Origin of the sequence: Comamonas sp. wu1-DMT (genome assembly GCF_040187805.1) — a bacterium.
Lineage (GTDB): Bacteria > Pseudomonadota > Gammaproteobacteria > Burkholderiales > Burkholderiaceae_C > Comamonas > Comamonas thiooxydans.
In genome coordinates, this window is record NZ_JBANEM010000001.1 from 414,809 (window position 1) to 431,860 (window position 17,052).

The following is a 17,052-nucleotide window of genomic DNA, read 5'->3' on the forward strand; positions in this document are numbered from 1 at the left end:
TGTTCTGTTCGATGAAGCAATTGTAGCACGGGTTTTTCACTCATTTTTTGAGAGCTAACATTTTCTTGTCATCGAGCACTGTCAGGCGCAATTGGGACTTACATCAGCGCCTTCTGGCCGAGCGAACGCCGGACACACTGGCGACGATGCCTAGCACCTTGTTGAGGCGACCCGAATCTGCCACCTCCACCGTGAACGTCATCCACGCCGTCCCCTTGACGGACTGGGTCTGCACCCCGATGACATTGGTCTTCTCGCGTGCAAACACGTCCGAGATATCGCGCAGCAAGCCTTGACGGTCGGCCGCCTCCACCGCAACGTCCACAGGGTAAACCGGTCCACCCTTGTCCACATGCTTGGGAGTGCCCCAGTCGACTTCGATGACACGCTCGGGGCTCTTGGCCATCATCTCGCGAAAATTGGAGCAATCGCAGCGGTGCACGCTCACACCCTTGCCACGAGTCACAAAGCCGCCGATCTCGTCCGGAGGAGCCGGCTTGCAGCATTTGGCGAGCTGGGTCATGAGCGAATCGACGCCCACCACCAGCACCCCGCCGCGCGAAGAGTCATGGCCGCGCGCCTTGCGCACCGGCGTGAATGCATCTTCCTCTGGCGTTTCTTCACTGGGACGCAGCACGACCTCGATATTGCGCAGTGAATACTCGTCCTTGCCCACGACTTCAAACAGTGCATCGGCAGACTTGAAGCCCAGCTGTGCAGCCAGCTCTTCAAGCTTGATCGCCGTCTTGCCCTCACGCTGCAGCAGCTTTTCAACGGCCTCGCGCCCGCGCGAGACGGTTTCGTGCGTGGCCTGGGCATTGAACCAGGCGCGCACCTTGGCCTTGGCGCGGTTGCTGACCAGATAACCCAGCTCGGCATTGAGCCAGTCGCGGGAGGGGCGGTCTTCCTTGGCCGTGTTGATTTCTACCGTCTGGCCGCTTTCCAGAGCGGTGTTCAGCGGCACCATGGCTCCGTCCACACGCGCGCCGCGGCAACGATGGCCCAGGCTGGTGTGCACCGAGTAGGCAAAGTCCACCGGCGTGGCCCCTTGCGGCAGCTCGATCACGGCCGCATCGGGAGTCAGCACATAGATGCGATCTTCAAACAGACCACGCTGGGCCGAGCCCGTCAGGTCGCTACCCCAGGCCAGCAACTGGCGCAGCACGGCGATCTTGGCGTCATATTCGCTGGACGCAGACACGCCCGCATAGCCCTTGGTACCTGCTTCCTTGTAAGCCCAGTGCGCGGCCACGCCATGCTCGGCATGGTCGTGCATGGCCTGGGTGCGGATCTGGATCTCTATGGTGCGGCCGGTTTCATCGCGCACCACCGTGTGCAGCGACTGATAACCGTTGGGCTTGGGTTTGGCGATGTAGTCGTCGAACTCCTTTTCCAGCGGCGTGAACTGCTCATGCACCCAGGACAGGGCTGCATAGCAGTCCTTGACCGTAGGCACGATGACGCGCATGGCACGGATATCGAACAGCTGGTCAAAGCTCAGCGACTTGCCGCGCATCTTCTTGACGATGCTGTAGATATGCTTGGGACGCCCTTGAACCGAGGCGCTGATGCTGTGGGCGCGCAAATCGGCCTCGAGCCTCGCACGCATCTGCTCCATATAGGCTTCGCGCTCGACCCGCTTTTCGTCGAGCAGACGCGCAATCTGGCGGTAGGTATCGGGCTCCAGAAAACGGAAAGCCAGATCTTCGAGCTCCCATTTGATCTGCCAGATTCCCAGACGGTTGGCCAGTGGCGCAAAGACATAGAGCGCTTCGCGCGCGATGCTGGGTGAAACCGGGCTCTTCTCGGCCGCGTAGTAGCGCAGCGTCTGCAGGCGCGACGCCAGGCGCAGCAGCACCACGCGCAGATCGCGCGAAAAGCCCAGCAGCATCTTGCGCACGTTCTCGGTCTGGGTGGCCACGCCATCGACATGCTGGCTGCTCAGCTCGGCGTCTCGCGCCTGCTGCTGCACCCGGATGAGCTTGATGGTTTCGACCGCCAGGGTCGCAAAATTATCGCCAAACGCCTTGGCAATCACTTCCTGCGGCTTGTTCAGGTGCACGCTGGCGTGCACCAGATAAATGGCCGCCTGCATGGTTTCCGAGCCACCGATTTTCTTGAGGATGGCGGCAACGGCGTCGGCGTGGGTCAGGGTGTTTTCACCGGTCTCCATGACTTCGCCGGCAATCAGAGGTTCTGCAAAGGCACGGGCGCGCGCCAGCGCATTGACTTGATCGGGCAAAACCTCGGATGTGGCGGTAATCAGATGCGGCGTAGGCTCCGTGAGCTTGGGTGCGGCGTCAGAGACTGTGGTTACGGTATCGCTGGTCTTCATGCAGCTTCCTCTTGGGCCTGCTGCGCAAGACTGATGTTCGCAGGCAAACCCTTATCCCCTTGTAAAAACTTTTGTATCAACGCCACTTGCCCCGGCACTACCAACGTCGGGGCATGTCCCACGCCCTGCAGTTCCGTGCAATGCGCCCTGGGGCCACGTTCGGTCATGGCCTTGGCGGTACGGCTGGAAAGCAGATCGGACTCGGCCCCTCGGATAAGCAATACCTGTGCCTTGATCTGGTCGTAAAGCTGCCAGAGCAAGGCCTCACCGGCCTGAGCAGTCTCGCGCGTCATCTGGGCCATGGGCACTGCAATACGGGGGTCGTAATGCAGCACCACGCCCCCTTGGGCATCTGGCTTGATCATGGCTTGCGAGAGCCGGCTCCATTGCTCATCGCTATGTGGGCCGAATCCCTCGGAAATCAAGCGCATGGCAGCAGCAGCGCTCTCAAAGTTGGGAAACTGCAAGCCTTTTCCGACATAGGAGCCGATTCGTTCCAGCGACTCCCATTCAATCGCCGGCCCTACGTCGTTGAGCACCAGCCGCCGCACAGGCACCGGCAGCGGCAGACCGGGCTGCCCCATGACCCCCATCCCGATCAAGCCCCCCATGCTGGTACCGACCCAGTCCAGGGTTTCAATCGGCGCCTGAGCATGCAACTGGGCCAGCAGCGCCAACATATCGGCCGCATACAGCGGCAGCTGATAACCCATGGGGTCGGCCAGCCAGTCGCTTTCGCCGCGCCCCACCACATCGGGGCAGATCACGCGGGCAAAGCGGCTGAGCTCGGTTGCCAGCACATCAAAGTCTCGCCCCTGGCGTGAGAGGCCGTGCACGCAGACGATGACATGAGGATGTCTTGGATTGCCGGTATGGTTCCATTCCCAGTACGCCATGCGGTGTGTTCCCTCGGGCTGCGCCTCGACCTGTTGGCGGCGCTGAGCACTGGCCCAGGTGGGAGCCGTTGCAGAGGCTCCGGGACACGATACGTAATTCAGCGTAGGTTGATTCATGGAGAACGCGTTTTCAAGACCGGGGCCGATAATGGCTGTCGTCGCATCGTCAATCGTTGAGAGAGTCATCAACATAAGCTCCAAGTACAGGCAACTTTGGACGGACGTTGCGAGAGGTCTGTGGATTCAGATATCGGCAGACCGTGGACATGGAGATATCGTACCTCGCCATAAGCTGCTTTAAGGTGGCTCCGGACTGCTTTAATTGCCTCAGCTCGTTTTGCTCAATATCACTGAGCTTCCCCCTACTCCCACCCCACCTTACCCCTCTGTTATAGGCGGCTATTTGCCCCGCCAAAGCACGCTCTCTAATGATGGAGCGCTCTAACTGAGCAACAGCACCCAGAACCTGCACCATAAAGATACCTACCGGCACAGAGGTATCAAGCGGCTCAGTCAAAGACCGGATATGCGCGCCGGCAGACTGGACGCTTTCCAGAATCCCAAGCAGATCCTTAAGAGACCGGGCAACACGGTCCATTTTGTAAACCACAAGGATGTCACCGGCCTTCAAAGACGACAGACAGCGTTGCAATTGAGGCCTCGCACTTACAGCACTTGCCTTCTCTTGATAGATCTTTGAAACACCTGCCTTATTCAACGCATCAATTTGCAGGTAAGTCTCCTGCTCCCTAGTTGAGACGCGAGCATATCCAATCAGCACTTTTCCCCTCCGTTGTTTTGATAGTTGGAATGCTATTGAGACAGGCCATTTTTGAAGCCCTAATTAGCTTTACCGCTTCTCTTTTCATAGCGCAAATGCGCTACTAAAAAGTGAGCAAAATCACTTGCTGGGGCTTGAGCGCCTACGGCGGCTGTTCTCAGGACACGGAGCGAAGGCCCGATATTTGCCGGAAGCGCGCCACGCGAGCCAGGTCCATGTAACTGCGGGAGGTGCCGCGCGCAGCCAGGTCGGTGTAACTGGCAATGCTTGATCGACGGTTGACATCAGGGGCGCGGCCCCCGATACCCCCATCAGCTGGAGCTTTTGACGCCTGCCACTCGCATACCCACGCTGGGTGAGTCGCAGACTACCGCCCGCATAACGCCGTCCCAGCTCAGGTGCGCGGCGCAGTGACCCAGGTACTTAAACTGAAAGCCAACCTGCTCCAGCTCTTTATTCGTGACGTGGAAGATGGGCATGCCGTTCTGGCTCACCGTCAGCGTGCAGACGCGGTCATGTGTCTTACTGCTCTCCATACAGCCCGTCAGATGGATCAAACGGTTTTCTAGGGGGTCAGGCCCCATTGAGCGCTTCGGCGGTGCCTCTGGTGCCCTCTGAGCCTCCTGTGCAGGCACTGATGCGGGCACAGACGCGCTTTGCGACTGGGCAGGCTTCATGGACGGCAGGAGCGGCTTAGGCGTGTTTGCGGTCTGCAGCGCGGCCATTTTGGGCTTGCTCTCTGCAAAGAATATCTTGTAGAACGTCCAGCCCAAGAAGAGCGCGCCCAAGACAAAGAAAATCCGGCTCCATTTGCGCCATTTCAGATAGGCCGGGTTGACGTCCTGCGCAGAGGCTTCTTTGACCGTGCTACCTTGCGTATGGCTCTTGTACAGGGGGAAATACTGGCTCAGGTACTCACGCTCTTCGCTGCTGACCTCACCTCCCTTGAGGCCCGCGAAGGTCTTGCGCACATAGCTCTGCGGACGCCCCAGGAATGCGGCCTTACGCACCCGCACATGAAACTCAGCCAGGCCGGCAATGTCTTCATCCAGCGCGCCCATGCGCTGCGTCATTAACAACACATCAGCACCGAAGTGACGGCTGATCTTGAACCACTGGATGACCTGCTCCGGCGTGCCCATCGGATTGCGCCTGGTGATCCTCGGAAAACTCACATGGCATTCATCAATGACGTACAGCGGGCCAATGTTGTTCTTGCCGCGCCATGTGCTGTAGAAGTCCCACACGGAGCCAAAAAGCGCAACGCCTTTAGGCGGATCCTGGCAAGGCAAACCGTCATGCGTTTTGCCCGTTGCATCGCCATTGAACTCGCCAACGACATACGCTGATTGACCACGATTTGCAGCCTCAGCATCCCACTTTCCAAGAACTGGAGCACTGGATCTGCGCAGCTCAATCAGCGGCACCAGATCGGGATAAAGGAACTGCCACGCTTCCATATTGAGCGGCAGGTTTGTGATGACCTTGCGACCACTCTGCAGTGCTGGCAGCACGTGGTAGACCACGGCCTCATAGCTCTTGCCGGAGCCGGGAACACCCTCAAGCAGATTGATCATGAGCCGAGCCTCACGAACGGTATGAGCTGCATTGAGATGCGAATCAGAATACCCAGCACCACGATGCTGAAAGCAGATGGAACGCCAATGACTTGCATCATCGAAATGACCTCTGGGGGGATCTGATTCCAGACGTTCAAGAACGTGTTCTTGAGCTCAGCAAATCCGAAGCCATCAGCAACACCATCAAGCAGGCCAGCCGCCAGCTTGAAAACGCCTTCTAGCAGCCAGACAAAGGCATCTGTGATCATGTCCCAGAGGGCTGAAAACACCTCCAGGAAGATTTTCCCGAGCCAATCAACGAATTTCTTGAGGCTCTCAAAAATGCCCTTGATATAGGCAACAACCTGATCAATTGCCGCAGATATCTTGGACAGTATTCCCGTATTGGCATCACCAGAGCCACTATCGTTTGCCGACCAAGCTGGCATGGAGAGCACCATCAGAATCAGCGCTAACAACTGCTGCATATCTAACCTCCAAACACCAACGCGCGGAACAGCAATACCGCACCAACCTGCATGCAAACCCAGATGAAAAGCCAGATAGAGCAAGACGGCGAGAAGTCATGCCGGCCGAAGGTCACAAAGCCCACATCAACGCTCATTCCGAAGCTCTGACACTGGCCTTTTGCATCCTGCCAAGGCGGCACAAACGCAGCTGCAAGAGACTCAAACTTGCCCGATGCAGCCTTGATCCCTGAGCTATTCCAGGCACTCTTGATGCCCTCTGGATACTTGCGCTCATAGAGCTTTTTCACCTCTATATCCGGCACCTCTACGGTGGTGGAACCATTTCCACTTCCATTGCCGTCGCCGTCGCATTTATCACCCGTGCAATTGCCGCTGCCATTGCCACTACCTGTGCCACTCCCAGAACCACTGCCGGAACCAGATCCAGACCCACCAGAGCCAGGATTCTTGCCACCGTTTGCAGCCGCACAGACAGTGCTCGTAGGGTTCTTGGAGCAATAGCTGTTCTGGTCTTGAGAGGTCTTGGAAGAGTCCACGCTCTTGCTTCCGTCTGCACCGGTTTTGGTGGTGGTTTTCGTGGTCTCACAAACGCCGTTTTCGCACTTGGTTTCTGTCTTCACCGTCTCTTTTGAGCCGTCTGCTTTTTCGGTGGTTTTCTCTTTGGTGTCGCCCTTTGCTGCCTCGGCAGGAACGCACTTTTTGACGCCGTTCATCTCGGCATAGCCGCCAGCGCAATCGGTATCTTTTTGGGCCGGCTGATCGGACTCAGGAGGCACATTGCAAGTGCCGCCCGTAACCTTCAATTCCTGCGCGCTCATCCACTGCCCAGCATTGTTTTTGTACTGCACGCCCATGCCGACTGCGGACGTCGCACACCCCTGGCTGCAGCTTTGAAAATCGGGAGCCTTCAAGCAGGAGCCGCCGGACATATCGACTTGCCCCGGCTTCTCAAACATGGCAACACTGCCCTTCAATGTGGAGCAATAGGACGAAACACCGGAGCACTGTTGAGAAGCAACACACTGCCCCGCCGTTTTATCGAAAGTCTGACCGGAAGGACAAACAGGACATGGGGCGATAGAGAAATCCACATAAAACTGGACCACCTCAATAGTGGATCCATCGCCCTGCTTTGACGGGCCGTAGCAGGCAATTTGAGAACCAGAGATTTTCGCTCTAGTCACACTCACAGGCGGCTTATAGCGCCCGCCAGCAACAGTGCAAATGGACATTTCGCCGTAGTAATACTGACCGCCGATTTGAGAGCGTGGAATTTCACAAGTCTGCGCCAAGGCTGAACAACCCAGCAGAGCCAATGTCAACGAAATAAGAAACCTGAATGTGCGCGTCATGGCCGCACCACCAAGCAAAAGACAAGGGCACTGATTGCCCCAATCAAGGCCACAACGACCTTTATGAAAACAATCAGTGCCCCTGTAAGCATGACCTACCCCTTAGGCCTTCTTCACGCCACGCTTACCCAGGTCGATACCCTTGAAGGCCATGTGAACGCCGATCACAGTCACGCCAATGCCAATAACGGCAGCGGCCACGGTGGTCAGGTCGATTGCAGCAAAGATTTCTGCCATGATTTTTCCTTTACGAAAAGACGGTGCAACAGCGCACCCGGAGTGAGCCTTGTCAAGCCCCTACCGGCTATGCTTTTGACAGTGCCTTGATGGCAGCGGCCAGTCCAAAGGACAGACCCCACCAAGTCATGACCGAGCCAGCACCGAACGCATACGCCTGTGCGATAGATGCGGCATCAATCTGGGCGACTGCTTCTGCCACCAGCTCAGCCAGCGACACGAGCTGCTGTTGATCCAGAGGGCAAGGCAGCACATCAGCGGCGCAGGTGATGAATTTCACGAATGAATTTCCTTGGAGCCACACTCAGGACATTGACCTTCGATGTCATCACCATCGCCCTCCATGTCCCAATCAATGTCTTCGGCATCAAACTCAGCGCCGCAGCTTTCGCAGTTCATCGGATCACCTCATCCAGCGTGCAACGAACACCTGCGCAGATGGCACGCCAATAGCACCAGCACAGGGGGAGAAACCAAAGCAGGTTGAGCGCGCTCATATCTCGGAGAGGTCTACGACCTGGGCGCGGTGGAAAGGCTCGGTGTGGTCTTCAATGAGCTGTGCAACAGACTCAAGGTCATCGACCGCACCGGCTTCACTCAGCAACATGACCCACTCCGGTTCCCCGTGCTCGAAAGACGGGGCCAGGAACTGGCCTGTAGTGCCGGACTGGATCACGTAGCGCGGCATCAGGCGGCCTTTTGCGTGGGAGCAGGCTTGATGGACAGCAGAACCAGCTTGGAGGCTTGCTCAGCACCGGCAACGATGTCGAATTCGCACACCACAGGCACACCGGTTGCAGGCCATGTGTTTTTGTAGTTCTGCCACTTCTTGTATTCCTCGGAAGTGCCCAGCTTGAAGGGGCGCGTCACGACGCCCATGGCTTCGCCGCTGTTGCTGTCAGCAATGTCCACGGACAGGTGGAAGGTGGTGGAGTCAAAGCCACGGCCTTCGATTTCGCCCTTAGACGACTTGATGCCATGCAGAACAGCGTTGGATTGAAACTTCATTGGATTTCCTCTGTGATGGCCTGATCAGCCTTGAAACCGGTACGGCCCGAACCGGAGGCAGAAACTTGTTTGAACGCTTGCGCGTAGGCTTTCTCCACCTCTTCTTTGCTGAACTTGGAGAGGCGGTTAGGCATCTCGGCGCAGTTGTCAACGAAGCCCAGCAAGGTTTCGTAGTCGAGGTGTTTGAGGGCGAGAGCGAGGCTCTTTCCTGCGGTGCTCATGGCCCAGCGGGCATTGCGGACGCACTCGGCCAGGATGGTTTGTTCTGGCAGGCGAGGCTCTGTCTTGATCGGTAGCGGAGCTGCCATTGCGCCGGCTTCACCGAGCATGGTTGAGTGCCATGTAGAAGCACCGGCAAAACACCCGTCCGGGTTGCGCAGCAGGTCAGTGGGCAGAACGCGTTTTTGGTTGCCGTAGCGCAGTTCTATGCGTGTCCAGTCGGTGGCATCCTTGGCCCCAAAAAGCTGCTTTCCTTTTTCGTAGATGTTGGTGAGCTTTCCCGCTTGGCGGGAGCCGAGATATATGGAGCGGCCCTCCCCTAGCCCATCCCATTCGTCCCATGCCTTAGCCTTCGGGCGACGGCCCATGTGATCCATCAAGCCGGCGTCATATTCCGGTTTAAAGCGAGACCAGCCTCCGGCCACGCCTTGGAAGAAGTCCAGAGCCAAATCGCAGCGGGTAATCAAGCCGCGGTGTTCGTCTATGTAGTCGGCCAGTTCCTCACGCCAGCCTGCTTTCGCAAATGTGCAGGCCATGCCCTCAAGGTTCACATGGATGGTTTTGGCCTGAGCTTCGCTCCGTGCACCCTTGGCGACGGAGAGGAATCCGACCCAGCCGACTGTGCGGCCGCAGCGCTCAATGTTGTAGCGGTGCTTGTAGAAATTCAGGCCACGACAGAGGTCTGAATTGGCGATGAAATCAGGGCCGAGGATGGCCGCAACGTCTTCTGCCATCTGAAAGGCTTGCGTATGCGCTGTGTAGTCTTCATCCTCCAGCTCGCGAAGCATGTTGACCAGCTTGACGCGGTGATACAGGGCCATGCGCCTGCCCTCTTCGCGCTCATGCACGGAACGTGAATCCAGCGGGCCACCGTCTTGCCAGATGGTTTCATCAAAGGTCGGGAACAGAGTTTCAACAGTGGGCACAGGTGCATGACGCATCTGCACTGTGAAAGCGATCCAATCGACATGAACGAGGTTGCTGGAGGCCTGACGTTCAACCTGCAGACGCAGCTTGATTTCGTTGTTGACCAGGACGAGATCATTCTTAGAAGCGTTCATTGCTGCACCTCAGCTCGCTTGAGTGATTCACGCGATCGCAGCGCTTCGACAATCAGAAGCCTCATTGCAGATTCGAATGAGCGAGACTCAAAACGAGCCACGGCGTTGACACGCTTTGCAACCGAGGGAGTAAGGCCAACAGAGCGACGAAAGGTAAAGCGCTTTTTCATACGCCCCGCCCTGTAGAAGTTGTCCCCGTGTTACTAACGGGGACGGGTGATGTTTCAGCGCCTTCGTACCCCCCAAAATTGATAGCAGCGCCATCGGCGCAGGCCCCCCCCGCAAGCGGGGGCCCCCCTGCGCTCTCATGCGCTGCAAACCAATTGAGAGCAGCACGAACCTGCGGTGTGAGGCTTCCGCCGCGTGCGAAACGATTGAGGACAGCACAGCGGTCTTTGTAGTCACGAGAAGCGACCACGCCGCCGGATTGAACGGATGCAGGAGGCTTTGCCGAAATGGCTCGCATGGCCTGTGCGCGAAGAACCTGAATGCGATCACCGCCCGCGTTGCTCGGACGGCGCGATGGTGGGCAATCGCAGGTGATGCACTGGCAACCTTGAGGGTGAACTCTCATGCGGCCACCCGGAAGAAATGCACCGCGAAAACGACGACCACCGCAATGGTCACGATGGGAATGCCAACAAAGATGAGCACTTCAAGGAAATCCAGGAGCAGACCCAAAAGAGCGGCGCCTATGAATGGGCCTACCTCTGCCCACTCTCTTTTCCACCTAGCCTTAATTCTGCTGATGGTGCCCCTAGCGCCGGCGCGATGGGGAGTCGTTCTAAGATCAGCAGCTTCTAAAGAGGGAGAAGCCGCCGTGGGATTTATCGGGTTAGGACTGCTATTGCCATTCATAGCAGCAGCCATAGGAATGCTGCTTACATACTGGGTGCTGTATTCCGCGATCAAAGCCGGAGTCAGAGATGGAATCTCAGAAGCCCGGTTCAAGCTGCCTGCTGCACCGTCACCCCAAGCGCCACCTGCGCCGCCTGGGTTCCGGTGGACGCTGATGCCAGACAAGTCGCCAGCAAGCAATGCGCGAATAGATGACTTGAGGATCGACTGAGAAATGGTGCCCTCCACCTGATCGACCTGGACGGAAGCCGCCAGGCGAGCACCCAGGTCTTTTTGAACAGGCGGAGGACTTATCGAAGATGCGCAAACGGTTTTAGACATGCTGGCGGCTCCTGCAACATCTGATAGGGCAAACTATCAAATGAGATAACGATATCAAACGTGATAACAATATCACATTTGATAACACCAGCCAACCGCAATTTTTGTTAGGAACCGAATGCTATGAGCACCGCATCTCTGATCGAAGAGGCAGCAAAGAAGGCCGGAAGCCTGCGAAAGCTAGGCCTCATGCTAGAGATACCCGCAGGGAATCTCACCCAGATGAAGCAAGGGAAAAGGCACTGCAATGCGCGAACCAGAGCACGCCTCGCGGAAATAGCCGGACAGGACCCTACGCGGGCGATACTTGAAGCATTCAGCGAAGACTTAGACGATCAAGACGAGATCCAAAAAGGCGCAAAGCAGATGCTTCAAGCTATGCTCGATGCGTTCCCCAACCGTTCGTAATTCATTCGGAGACCTTGTATGTCCATGTTGAAAGGCAAAACCGCTCTCGTGACGGGATCGACCAGCGGAATCGGCCTAGGTATCGCAATCGCTCTGGCACGCCAGGGTGCCAATATCGTGCTCAACGGCTTTGGCGATGTCGAAGCACCACGCACCCAGGTGCTTGATGCCGGCAAAGCAGCCGGTATCGAAGTCGGCTACCACGGTGCGGACATGAGCAAGGCCGCCGACATTGAAGCCATGATGAAATACGCCGCCGCCGAATTCGGCCACGTCGACATCCTGGTCAACAACGCCGGCATTCAGCATGTGGCCAAGATGCAGGACTTCCCCGTGGAGAAGTGGGATGCCATCCTCGCCATCAACCTGAGCAGCGCCTTCCACACCACGCGCCTGGCCCTGCCCGCCATGCAGCAGGCCAACTGGGGCCGCATCATCAATGTGGCCTCGGTACACGGGCTGGTCGGCTCGGCCGAAAAGTCGGCTTATGTCGCCGCCAAGCACGGCATCGTCGGCCTGACCAAGGTGACGGCGCTGGAAAACGCCACCACCGGCGTGACCTGCAATGCAATCTGCCCCGGCTGGGTGCTGACGCCGCTGGTACAAAAGCAGGTGGATGCCAAGGCTGCCGCCCAAGGCATCAGCAATGAAGACGCCACCAGGCAGCTGCTGGGAGAGAAAGAGCCTTCGATGCAGTTCACCACACCCGAAGAGCTGGGCGAGTTGGCCGTCTTCTTCTGCTCGGCCGCAGCCAACAATGTGCGCGGCGTGGCATGGAATATGGACGGCGGCTGGGCCGCACAATAAAAGCCGCTCGGCTCCAACGCATGCGCTTATCAATTAGATAGCATCTAGCGCTTGCCAGAAAACATATTCAGCATCAAATCATGATGAAAATCAAAAAGGAGCAGCGCAAGCTGCTCCTTTTTTATATGCGTCGCGCAAATCCGATCACTGCATCTGAATCGAGCCACCGACGCTGACCGTCACCTCGGTGCGATCCGCCTCCACCGGCACGGGCGCGGCATCCGCATAGCTGGCCTTGGCCATGCTCATCATGCGCGGGCGAGGCATGGGATGCCCGCCGCCGCCGCTGCTGCTCACATTGACCTCGCGCAGACTGTAGCCCGCAAAACCGAAGCTCTTGGAGATGGCCGCAGCACGCTGGCGGAAGCTCTCGATCGCCTTGGCCTGGGCTTCGCCCTCCACCTTTTCCCGCGCTTCGCGCGAGAGGCCGAAGCTCATGCTGGCCAGCGTCATGTCCTGCACCTTGGCCGCTGCCTGAGTGATGCGCACGAAGTCGCGCCCCTGCAGCACGATCTCTGCCTGGCCCTGCCAGCCTTCGATCTTGCCGTTGTTGCCATAACGCGGCGAGATGGAGAAATTACCGGTGCTCAGCTCCATCTGCCGGCCTTGCGCTTCGTTACGCAGCGTGGTCATGGCGGACTCCACGATCTTTTGCAGCTGGGTCTGAACGGACGCTGCATCGCGGCCATCCTTGCTGGCCGACAGCGTTGCCGTCATCCAGTCCTGCTTGACCTCCACCGTTCCCTGAGCCGACAGCTGCACCACATTGGCAGGTCTTTGCATGTCGCGAGCGGCGCCCTGGGCCCATACATTGCCGCCAGCGCAGGCCGCAGCCAGCGCAAGTGCGGCAGCCGCGGCGCGAGAGGAAGAGGAAGACTTGGAAAATTGATTCATGCGGTTCACCCTTGTAAGTAAATCAGGCCATGCAGATACACATGCATTTCACCATTGCGCAAAGTCGCTGCAGCGCAGCATGTCAGCCCAGAGTGTGACTTTATGTACGAATACTCCACATTCGACACACCAACAGAACAAACACTGAAACAATAGTGCAAAATACTCTTGAAAAGTTCCTCATGAAACATTTATTGTTCCATTAATAAACGCAACAATCGTAACAAGTAGCAAGACTTGAGCTTGTTTTGCTGGATTTTTTTTGATCTAGCGATAACAATGGGCCAGTTACAAATAAATCGACAAGGACGATCATGGCAACGACGAACAACCGTACTGACAAGATCCTCGTGGTGGATGACGATGCACGCATCCGCGACCTGCTGCGCCGCTATCTGACGCAGGAAGGCTTCGAGATCATGATTGCCGAGGACGGCAAGGCGCTCAACCGCATCCTGCTGCGCGAGACTGTCGACCTGATCGTGCTGGATCTGATGATGCCCGGCGAGGATGGCCTGTCCATCTGCCGCCGCCTGCGCTCCGCCAATGACCGCACGCCCATCATCATGCTGACCGCCAAGGGCGAGGATGTGGACCGCATCGTGGGTCTGGAAGTGGGCGCCGACGACTATCTGGGCAAGCCCTTCAACCCCCGCGAACTGCTGGCCCGCATTCATGCCGTGCTGCGCCGCCGCCCGCCTCAGGAAGCACCGGGCGCGCCTTCTGGCGACAACGAGGTGGTGACCTTTGGCCCCTTCACCTTCGACCTGGGCACTCGCGTGCTGCAAAAGAATGGCGAGGAGTTGCCACTCACCACCGGCGAATTCGCCATGCTCAAGGCCCTGGTGCGCCACCCGCGCCAGCCTCTGTCTCGCGAAAAGCTGGCCCTGCTGGCCCGTGGCCGCGAATTCGAGCCGTTCGACCGCAGCCTGGACGTGCAGGTTTCCCGCCTGCGCAAGCTGATCGAGGAAGACGCTGCCGCACCGCGCTATATCCAGACCGTCTGGGGCGTGGGCTATGTGTTCGTACCCGATGGCATGAACTGATTCTGCCCGCCTCCATCGCAACAAGCCGCCCGCTGCGCGGCTTGTTGCGCTTGGGTACCGGCCCATAGGGCCCATAAGTCAAGCTCTTTCAACAACCACCAGTAGATAGACACTTTTTGGACAAACCGTAACCCGCGTCGCCCATATTGGGCGTACCCTCGGGTCCAGTTATTTCCGCATTGCTGTTCATGAGCGCTTTTCACCATCCGCCGCCCGACGCCACCAGCCCCGTACCTCTGGAGTACGAGCGGCGCAGCACAGCTCGCTCCCCTGTGGGGCTGAACCTGTTCTGGCGAACTTTCTGCCTGCTGGCCCTGCTGCTGGTGGGCAGCATTCTGGCCTGGCTGCAGACATTGCGGGCACTGGATTTCGAGCCACGCACGCTGCAGACGGCCAAGCAAGTGGCCTCTTTGGTCAATCTGAGCCGCGCTGCCCTCGAGCATTCGGATGCGATCAACCGCGTCTCCCTGATCAAGACCATGGCCGACCAGGAAGGCGTGCGCATTCTGCCCCGCGAGCCCGGCGACTCCTTCGAACTGCTGGAGCAAAACGCCCTTGGCCAGAAGCTGACCGAGGAGCTGACCACCCGCCTGGGCTACGGCACCGTGGTGGCGCGCAGCGTCAACGGAGAGCCCGGCCTGTGGGTTGGCTTCACCATCAACGGCGATCGCAACTGGATGCTGATGGACCAGTCGCGCTTCACTCCCGCCAGCGGCCAGACCTGGCTGATCTGGCTGATCACGGCCGCCCTGCTCTCGCTCATCGGCGCGGCCGCCATCGCCCGCCTGATCAACCGGCCGCTCAAACAACTGTCCTATGCAGCCAATCGCGTGCGGGAGGGGGACTTCGACGCCAGCCAGCTTGACGAGGAGGCTGTGACCAGCGAAATCCGCGAAGTCAATATCGGCTTCAACCGCATGGCGCAGAAGCTGGCCAAGCTGGAGCAGGACCGCGCCGTGATGCTGGCCGGCATCTCCCACGACCTGCGCACGCCGCTGGCGCGGCTGCGTCTGGAAACCGAGATGAGCGTCTATGACGATGTGGCGCGCGAGCATATGGTGGCCGACATCGTGCAGCTGGACGCCACCATCGACAAGTTCCTGGATTACGCCCGCCCCGATCATCGCGTCATGCTCAGCCCCGTGGATCTGCACGCCGTGGTTGCCTCCTGCGTCTATGCCGTGCAGGACCACCGTGAGCTGCAGATCACCATGAACGTGCCCGAAGACCTCTACGTCATGGCCGACGAGGTGGAGCTGGCACGCGTGATCTCCAACCTCTTCGAGAACGCACGCCGCTATGGCAAGACCCCGTCCACCGACACCACCGAGGTGGACGTGGTTGCCAAGGAAAGCGAGAAATGGGTGGTTATCCGCATCCGCGACCATGGCAAGGGGGTGCCGGCCGAGCAGCTGGCCAACCTGACCCAGCCCTTCTTCCGCGGCGACACGGCGCGCACGGCAGCCGCAGGTGCAGGCCTGGGTCTGTCCATCGTGGACAAGACAGTGCAGCGCATGGGCGGCATGTTTGCCCTTTCCAACTCATCGACGGGCGGCCTGGTCGCCCATCTGCAGCTGCAGCGCGCCATGGGTGTGACGGCCGGTGCGGCGCCCGAACAGCGCCTGCAGCGCCCCCAGGTCAAGCGCAATCTGCCGCGCGACAAGAAAGACGATGAGACCATGGAAGACTGAATCTGCCCGCCTCATTGCACAATCGGCATCGCCTTTCAACCATCTGCCGGAGAGCTCACCATGCAAGCCCGATGCCTGTGCAAATCCGTTCTCGTCACCGCGCCCGACACCCACGAAGTTCATGTCTGCCACTGCAGCATGTGCCGGCGCTGGGGAGAAGGCCCGGCCTTCACCCTGCATGGCGGCACGGCGGTGCAGACCAGCGGCCCGATCACGCGCTATGCATCCTCGCCCTGGGCCGAGCGTGTCTTCTGCAGCAACTGCGGCACCCACCTCTTCTACCGCCTGCTGGCAAGCAACGAGCATTTTCTGTCTGCCGGGCTGTTCCAGGATGCACAGGGGCTGACACTGGCACAGCAGATCTATATCGACGAGAAGCCCGACTATTACGCGCTGGCCAATGACACCCCGACCCTGACCGGGGCCGAGGTGCAAGCCCTCTACGGCGATTCATGACCGGCTTTCGCAGCGGCCATTGCGCCAAACGTGGCTAGGCAGTCCGTACCAGCAAGGCCACGGCGCGAGCCTCCATGGCCTGCTGCTGACCCACAGGCCCCAGCTTCTCGGCCGTCTTGGCCTTGACGTTGACCTGCTCCACATCCAGCTCCAGCACCTGGGCAATGCGCTCGCGCATCTTCTCGATATGGGGTGCCAGCTTGGGCGCCTGAGCCACGATGGTGCTGTCGATATTGCCGATTTCGAAGCCCTTGGCGCGCACGCGCCTGGCAGCCTCGGCCAGCAGCACGGCGGAATCCGCCCCCTTGAACTGCGCGTCGGTATCCGAGAAATGGCGGCCGATATCGCCCAGTGCCGCTGCGCCGAACAAGGCATCGGTGATCGCGTGCAGCAGCACGTCGGCATCCGAATGACCGAGCAAGCCCAGGCTGTGAGGCACTTCGACACCGCCGAGAATCAGCTTGCGTCCGGGAACCAGGGCATGGACATCCCAGCCTTCACCAATACGAAAATTCATAAAAATCCTTATCAAACCCTTGCTCATGAAGCGCAAGCAGCTATCAAATTAAATGCTATCTGTGCCAATCCGGGTCGGGCACGGCGTTGCCCGTCGTCAAGCCCTGTCGATGGCG

At 58.7% G+C, this 17,052-nt stretch carries 18 protein-coding genes; 5 read left to right on the forward strand and 13 right to left on the reverse strand.

Features of this window, described 5'->3' with window-relative positions:
- Nucleotides 1–103 precede the first annotated feature (103 nt).
- The 11 genes from V8Z78_RS01935 to V8Z78_RS01985 all read right to left on the reverse strand — a co-directional run bounded on the left by V8Z78_RS01935 (nt 104) and on the right by V8Z78_RS01985 (nt 11,118).
- The gene (locus tag V8Z78_RS01935; protein WP_003070275.1) at nt 104–2,335 is read right to left on the reverse strand and encodes a RelA/SpoT family protein; all 2,232 of its coding nucleotides are present in this window, start codon (nt 2,333–2,335) and stop codon (nt 104–106) included.
- Entirely contained in the window at nt 2,332–3,348 is a 1,017-nt protein-coding gene (locus tag V8Z78_RS01940; protein ID WP_349730963.1) for an alpha/beta fold hydrolase, read from the reverse strand. The genes V8Z78_RS01935 and V8Z78_RS01940 overlap by 4 nt, the downstream gene beginning before the upstream one ends.
- A gap of 49 nt (nt 3,349–3,397) precedes the next feature.
- Nucleotides 3,398–4,012 (reverse strand): recombinase family protein, encoded by a 615-nt coding sequence (locus tag V8Z78_RS01945; protein WP_039048585.1) that lies wholly within the window; start codon nt 4,010–4,012, stop codon nt 3,398–3,400.
- Between the two features lie 311 nt (nt 4,013–4,323).
- Entirely contained in the window at nt 4,324–5,589 is a 1,266-nt protein-coding gene (locus V8Z78_RS01950) for a zonular occludens toxin domain-containing protein (protein WP_349730801.1), read from the reverse strand.
- The gene (locus tag V8Z78_RS01955) at nt 5,586–6,059 is read right to left on the reverse strand and encodes a DUF2523 family protein (protein ID WP_349730802.1); all 474 of its coding nucleotides are present in this window, start codon (nt 6,057–6,059) and stop codon (nt 5,586–5,588) included. The genes V8Z78_RS01950 and V8Z78_RS01955 overlap by 4 nt, the downstream gene beginning before the upstream one ends.
- 2 nt (nt 6,060–6,061) lie before the next feature.
- The gene (locus V8Z78_RS01960; RefSeq protein WP_349730803.1) at nt 6,062–7,414 is read right to left on the reverse strand and encodes a hypothetical protein; all 1,353 of its coding nucleotides are present in this window, start codon (nt 7,412–7,414) and stop codon (nt 6,062–6,064) included.
- 102 nt (nt 7,415–7,516) lie between these two features.
- Nucleotides 7,517–7,651, reverse strand: a complete 135-nt coding sequence (locus V8Z78_RS01965; protein WP_349730804.1) for a hypothetical protein — start codon at nt 7,649–7,651, stop codon at nt 7,517–7,519.
- Between the two features lie 67 nt (nt 7,652–7,718).
- Nucleotides 7,719–7,931, reverse strand: a complete 213-nt coding sequence (locus V8Z78_RS01970; protein WP_349730805.1) for a hypothetical protein — start codon at nt 7,929–7,931, stop codon at nt 7,719–7,721.
- A gap of 407 nt (nt 7,932–8,338) precedes the next feature.
- Entirely contained in the window at nt 8,339–8,659 is a 321-nt protein-coding gene (locus V8Z78_RS01975; RefSeq protein WP_349730806.1) for a hypothetical protein, read from the reverse strand.
- Nucleotides 8,656–9,939, reverse strand: coding sequence for a replication initiation factor domain-containing protein (locus V8Z78_RS01980; protein ID WP_349730807.1), 1,284 nt, complete (start codon nt 9,937–9,939; stop codon nt 8,656–8,658). The genes V8Z78_RS01975 and V8Z78_RS01980 overlap by 4 nt, the downstream gene beginning before the upstream one ends.
- A 570-nt stretch (nt 9,940–10,509) precedes the next feature.
- Nucleotides 10,510–11,118 (reverse strand): hypothetical protein, encoded by a 609-nt coding sequence (locus V8Z78_RS01985; RefSeq protein WP_349730808.1) that lies wholly within the window; start codon nt 11,116–11,118, stop codon nt 10,510–10,512.
- A 123-nt stretch (nt 11,119–11,241) separates the two neighbouring features.
- Between V8Z78_RS01985 and V8Z78_RS01990 the strand changes: the two genes are divergently transcribed.
- Together V8Z78_RS01990 and V8Z78_RS01995 are read left to right on the forward strand one after the other, a co-directional pair.
- Nucleotides 11,242–11,526 carry a hypothetical protein gene (locus tag V8Z78_RS01990; RefSeq protein ID WP_034392459.1) on the forward strand — a complete coding sequence of 95 codons (285 nt, stop codon included), beginning with the start codon at nt 11,242–11,244 and terminating at the stop codon, nt 11,524–11,526.
- A gap of 24 nt (nt 11,527–11,550) precedes the next feature.
- On the forward strand, nt 11,551–12,333 hold the full coding sequence (locus V8Z78_RS01995) for a 3-hydroxybutyrate dehydrogenase (RefSeq protein WP_349730964.1): 783 nt from the start codon (nt 11,551–11,553) through the stop codon (nt 12,331–12,333).
- A gap of 144 nt (nt 12,334–12,477) precedes the next feature.
- Here V8Z78_RS01995 and V8Z78_RS02000 read toward each other — a convergent pair whose 3' ends face one another.
- Nucleotides 12,478–13,227: an SIMPL domain-containing protein gene (locus V8Z78_RS02000; protein WP_003070281.1), complete on the reverse strand. Its 750-nt coding sequence runs from the start codon at nt 13,225–13,227 to the stop codon at nt 12,478–12,480.
- Nucleotides 13,228–13,541: 314 nt separating this feature from the next.
- On the opposite strand from V8Z78_RS02000, the gene ompR reads away from it, so the two are divergent.
- From ompR to V8Z78_RS02015, 3 genes are all read left to right on the forward strand, one after another.
- Entirely contained in the window at nt 13,542–14,273 is a 732-nt protein-coding gene (ompR, locus tag V8Z78_RS02005) for an osmolarity response regulator transcription factor OmpR (protein WP_003055820.1), read from the forward strand.
- A 188-nt stretch (nt 14,274–14,461) separates the two neighbouring features.
- A complete protein-coding gene (locus tag V8Z78_RS02010) occupies nt 14,462–15,964 on the forward strand; it encodes a sensor histidine kinase family protein (RefSeq protein ID WP_034363318.1) in 1,503 nt (500 codons plus the stop codon).
- A 60-nt stretch (nt 15,965–16,024) separates the two neighbouring features.
- Nucleotides 16,025–16,420: a GFA family protein gene (locus tag V8Z78_RS02015; protein WP_349730809.1), complete on the forward strand. Its 396-nt coding sequence runs from the start codon at nt 16,025–16,027 to the stop codon at nt 16,418–16,420.
- 34 nt (nt 16,421–16,454) lie between these two features.
- Here V8Z78_RS02015 and ispF read toward each other — a convergent pair whose 3' ends face one another.
- Complete coding sequence (gene ispF / locus V8Z78_RS02020) at nt 16,455–16,937, reverse strand: 2-C-methyl-D-erythritol 2,4-cyclodiphosphate synthase (protein WP_003070287.1); 483 nt, start codon at nt 16,935–16,937, stop codon at nt 16,455–16,457.
- Between the last annotated feature and the right edge of the window lie 115 nt (nt 16,938–17,052).

What these genes read in the sequence shown, in the direction of transcription:
- V8Z78_RS01950 (WP_349730801.1), bottom strand. Translation starts at nt 5,589, where the DNA reads ATGATCAATCTGCTTGAGGGTGTTCCCGGCTCCGGCAAGAGCTATGAG.
- V8Z78_RS01980 (WP_349730807.1), bottom strand. Translation starts at nt 9,939, where the DNA reads ATGAACGCTTCTAAGAATGATCTCGTCCTGGTCAACAACGAAATCAAG.
- ispF (WP_003070287.1), bottom strand. Translation starts at nt 16,937, where the DNA reads ATGAATTTTCGTATTGGTGAAGGCTGGGATGTCCATGCCCTGGTTCCC.
- V8Z78_RS01995 (WP_349730964.1), top strand. Translation starts at nt 11,551, where the DNA reads ATGTTGAAAGGCAAAACCGCTCTCGTGACGGGATCGACCAGCGGAATC.
- V8Z78_RS01985 (WP_349730808.1), bottom strand. Translation starts at nt 11,118, where the DNA reads ATGTCTAAAACCGTTTGCGCATCTTCGATAAGTCCTCCGCCTGTTCAA.
- V8Z78_RS01975 (WP_349730806.1), bottom strand. Translation starts at nt 8,659, where the DNA reads ATGAAGTTTCAATCCAACGCTGTTCTGCATGGCATCAAGTCGTCTAAG.
- V8Z78_RS02010 (WP_034363318.1), top strand. Translation starts at nt 14,462, where the DNA reads ATGAGCGCTTTTCACCATCCGCCGCCCGACGCCACCAGCCCCGTACCT.
- V8Z78_RS01990 (WP_034392459.1), top strand. Translation starts at nt 11,242, where the DNA reads ATGAGCACCGCATCTCTGATCGAAGAGGCAGCAAAGAAGGCCGGAAGC.
- V8Z78_RS01960 (WP_349730803.1), bottom strand. Translation starts at nt 7,414, where the DNA reads ATGACGCGCACATTCAGGTTTCTTATTTCGTTGACATTGGCTCTGCTG.
- V8Z78_RS02000 (WP_003070281.1), bottom strand. Translation starts at nt 13,227, where the DNA reads ATGAATCAATTTTCCAAGTCTTCCTCTTCCTCTCGCGCCGCGGCTGCC.
- V8Z78_RS02015 (WP_349730809.1), top strand. Translation starts at nt 16,025, where the DNA reads ATGCAAGCCCGATGCCTGTGCAAATCCGTTCTCGTCACCGCGCCCGAC.
- V8Z78_RS01965 (WP_349730804.1), bottom strand. Translation starts at nt 7,651, where the DNA reads ATGGCAGAAATCTTTGCTGCAATCGACCTGACCACCGTGGCCGCTGCC.
- V8Z78_RS01955 (WP_349730802.1), bottom strand. Translation starts at nt 6,059, where the DNA reads ATGCAGCAGTTGTTAGCGCTGATTCTGATGGTGCTCTCCATGCCAGCT.
- V8Z78_RS01935 (WP_003070275.1), bottom strand. Translation starts at nt 2,335, where the DNA reads ATGAAGACCAGCGATACCGTAACCACAGTCTCTGACGCCGCACCCAAG.
- V8Z78_RS01940 (WP_349730963.1), bottom strand. Translation starts at nt 3,348, where the DNA reads ATGAATCAACCTACGCTGAATTACGTATCGTGTCCCGGAGCCTCTGCA.
- ompR (WP_003055820.1), top strand. Translation starts at nt 13,542, where the DNA reads ATGGCAACGACGAACAACCGTACTGACAAGATCCTCGTGGTGGATGAC.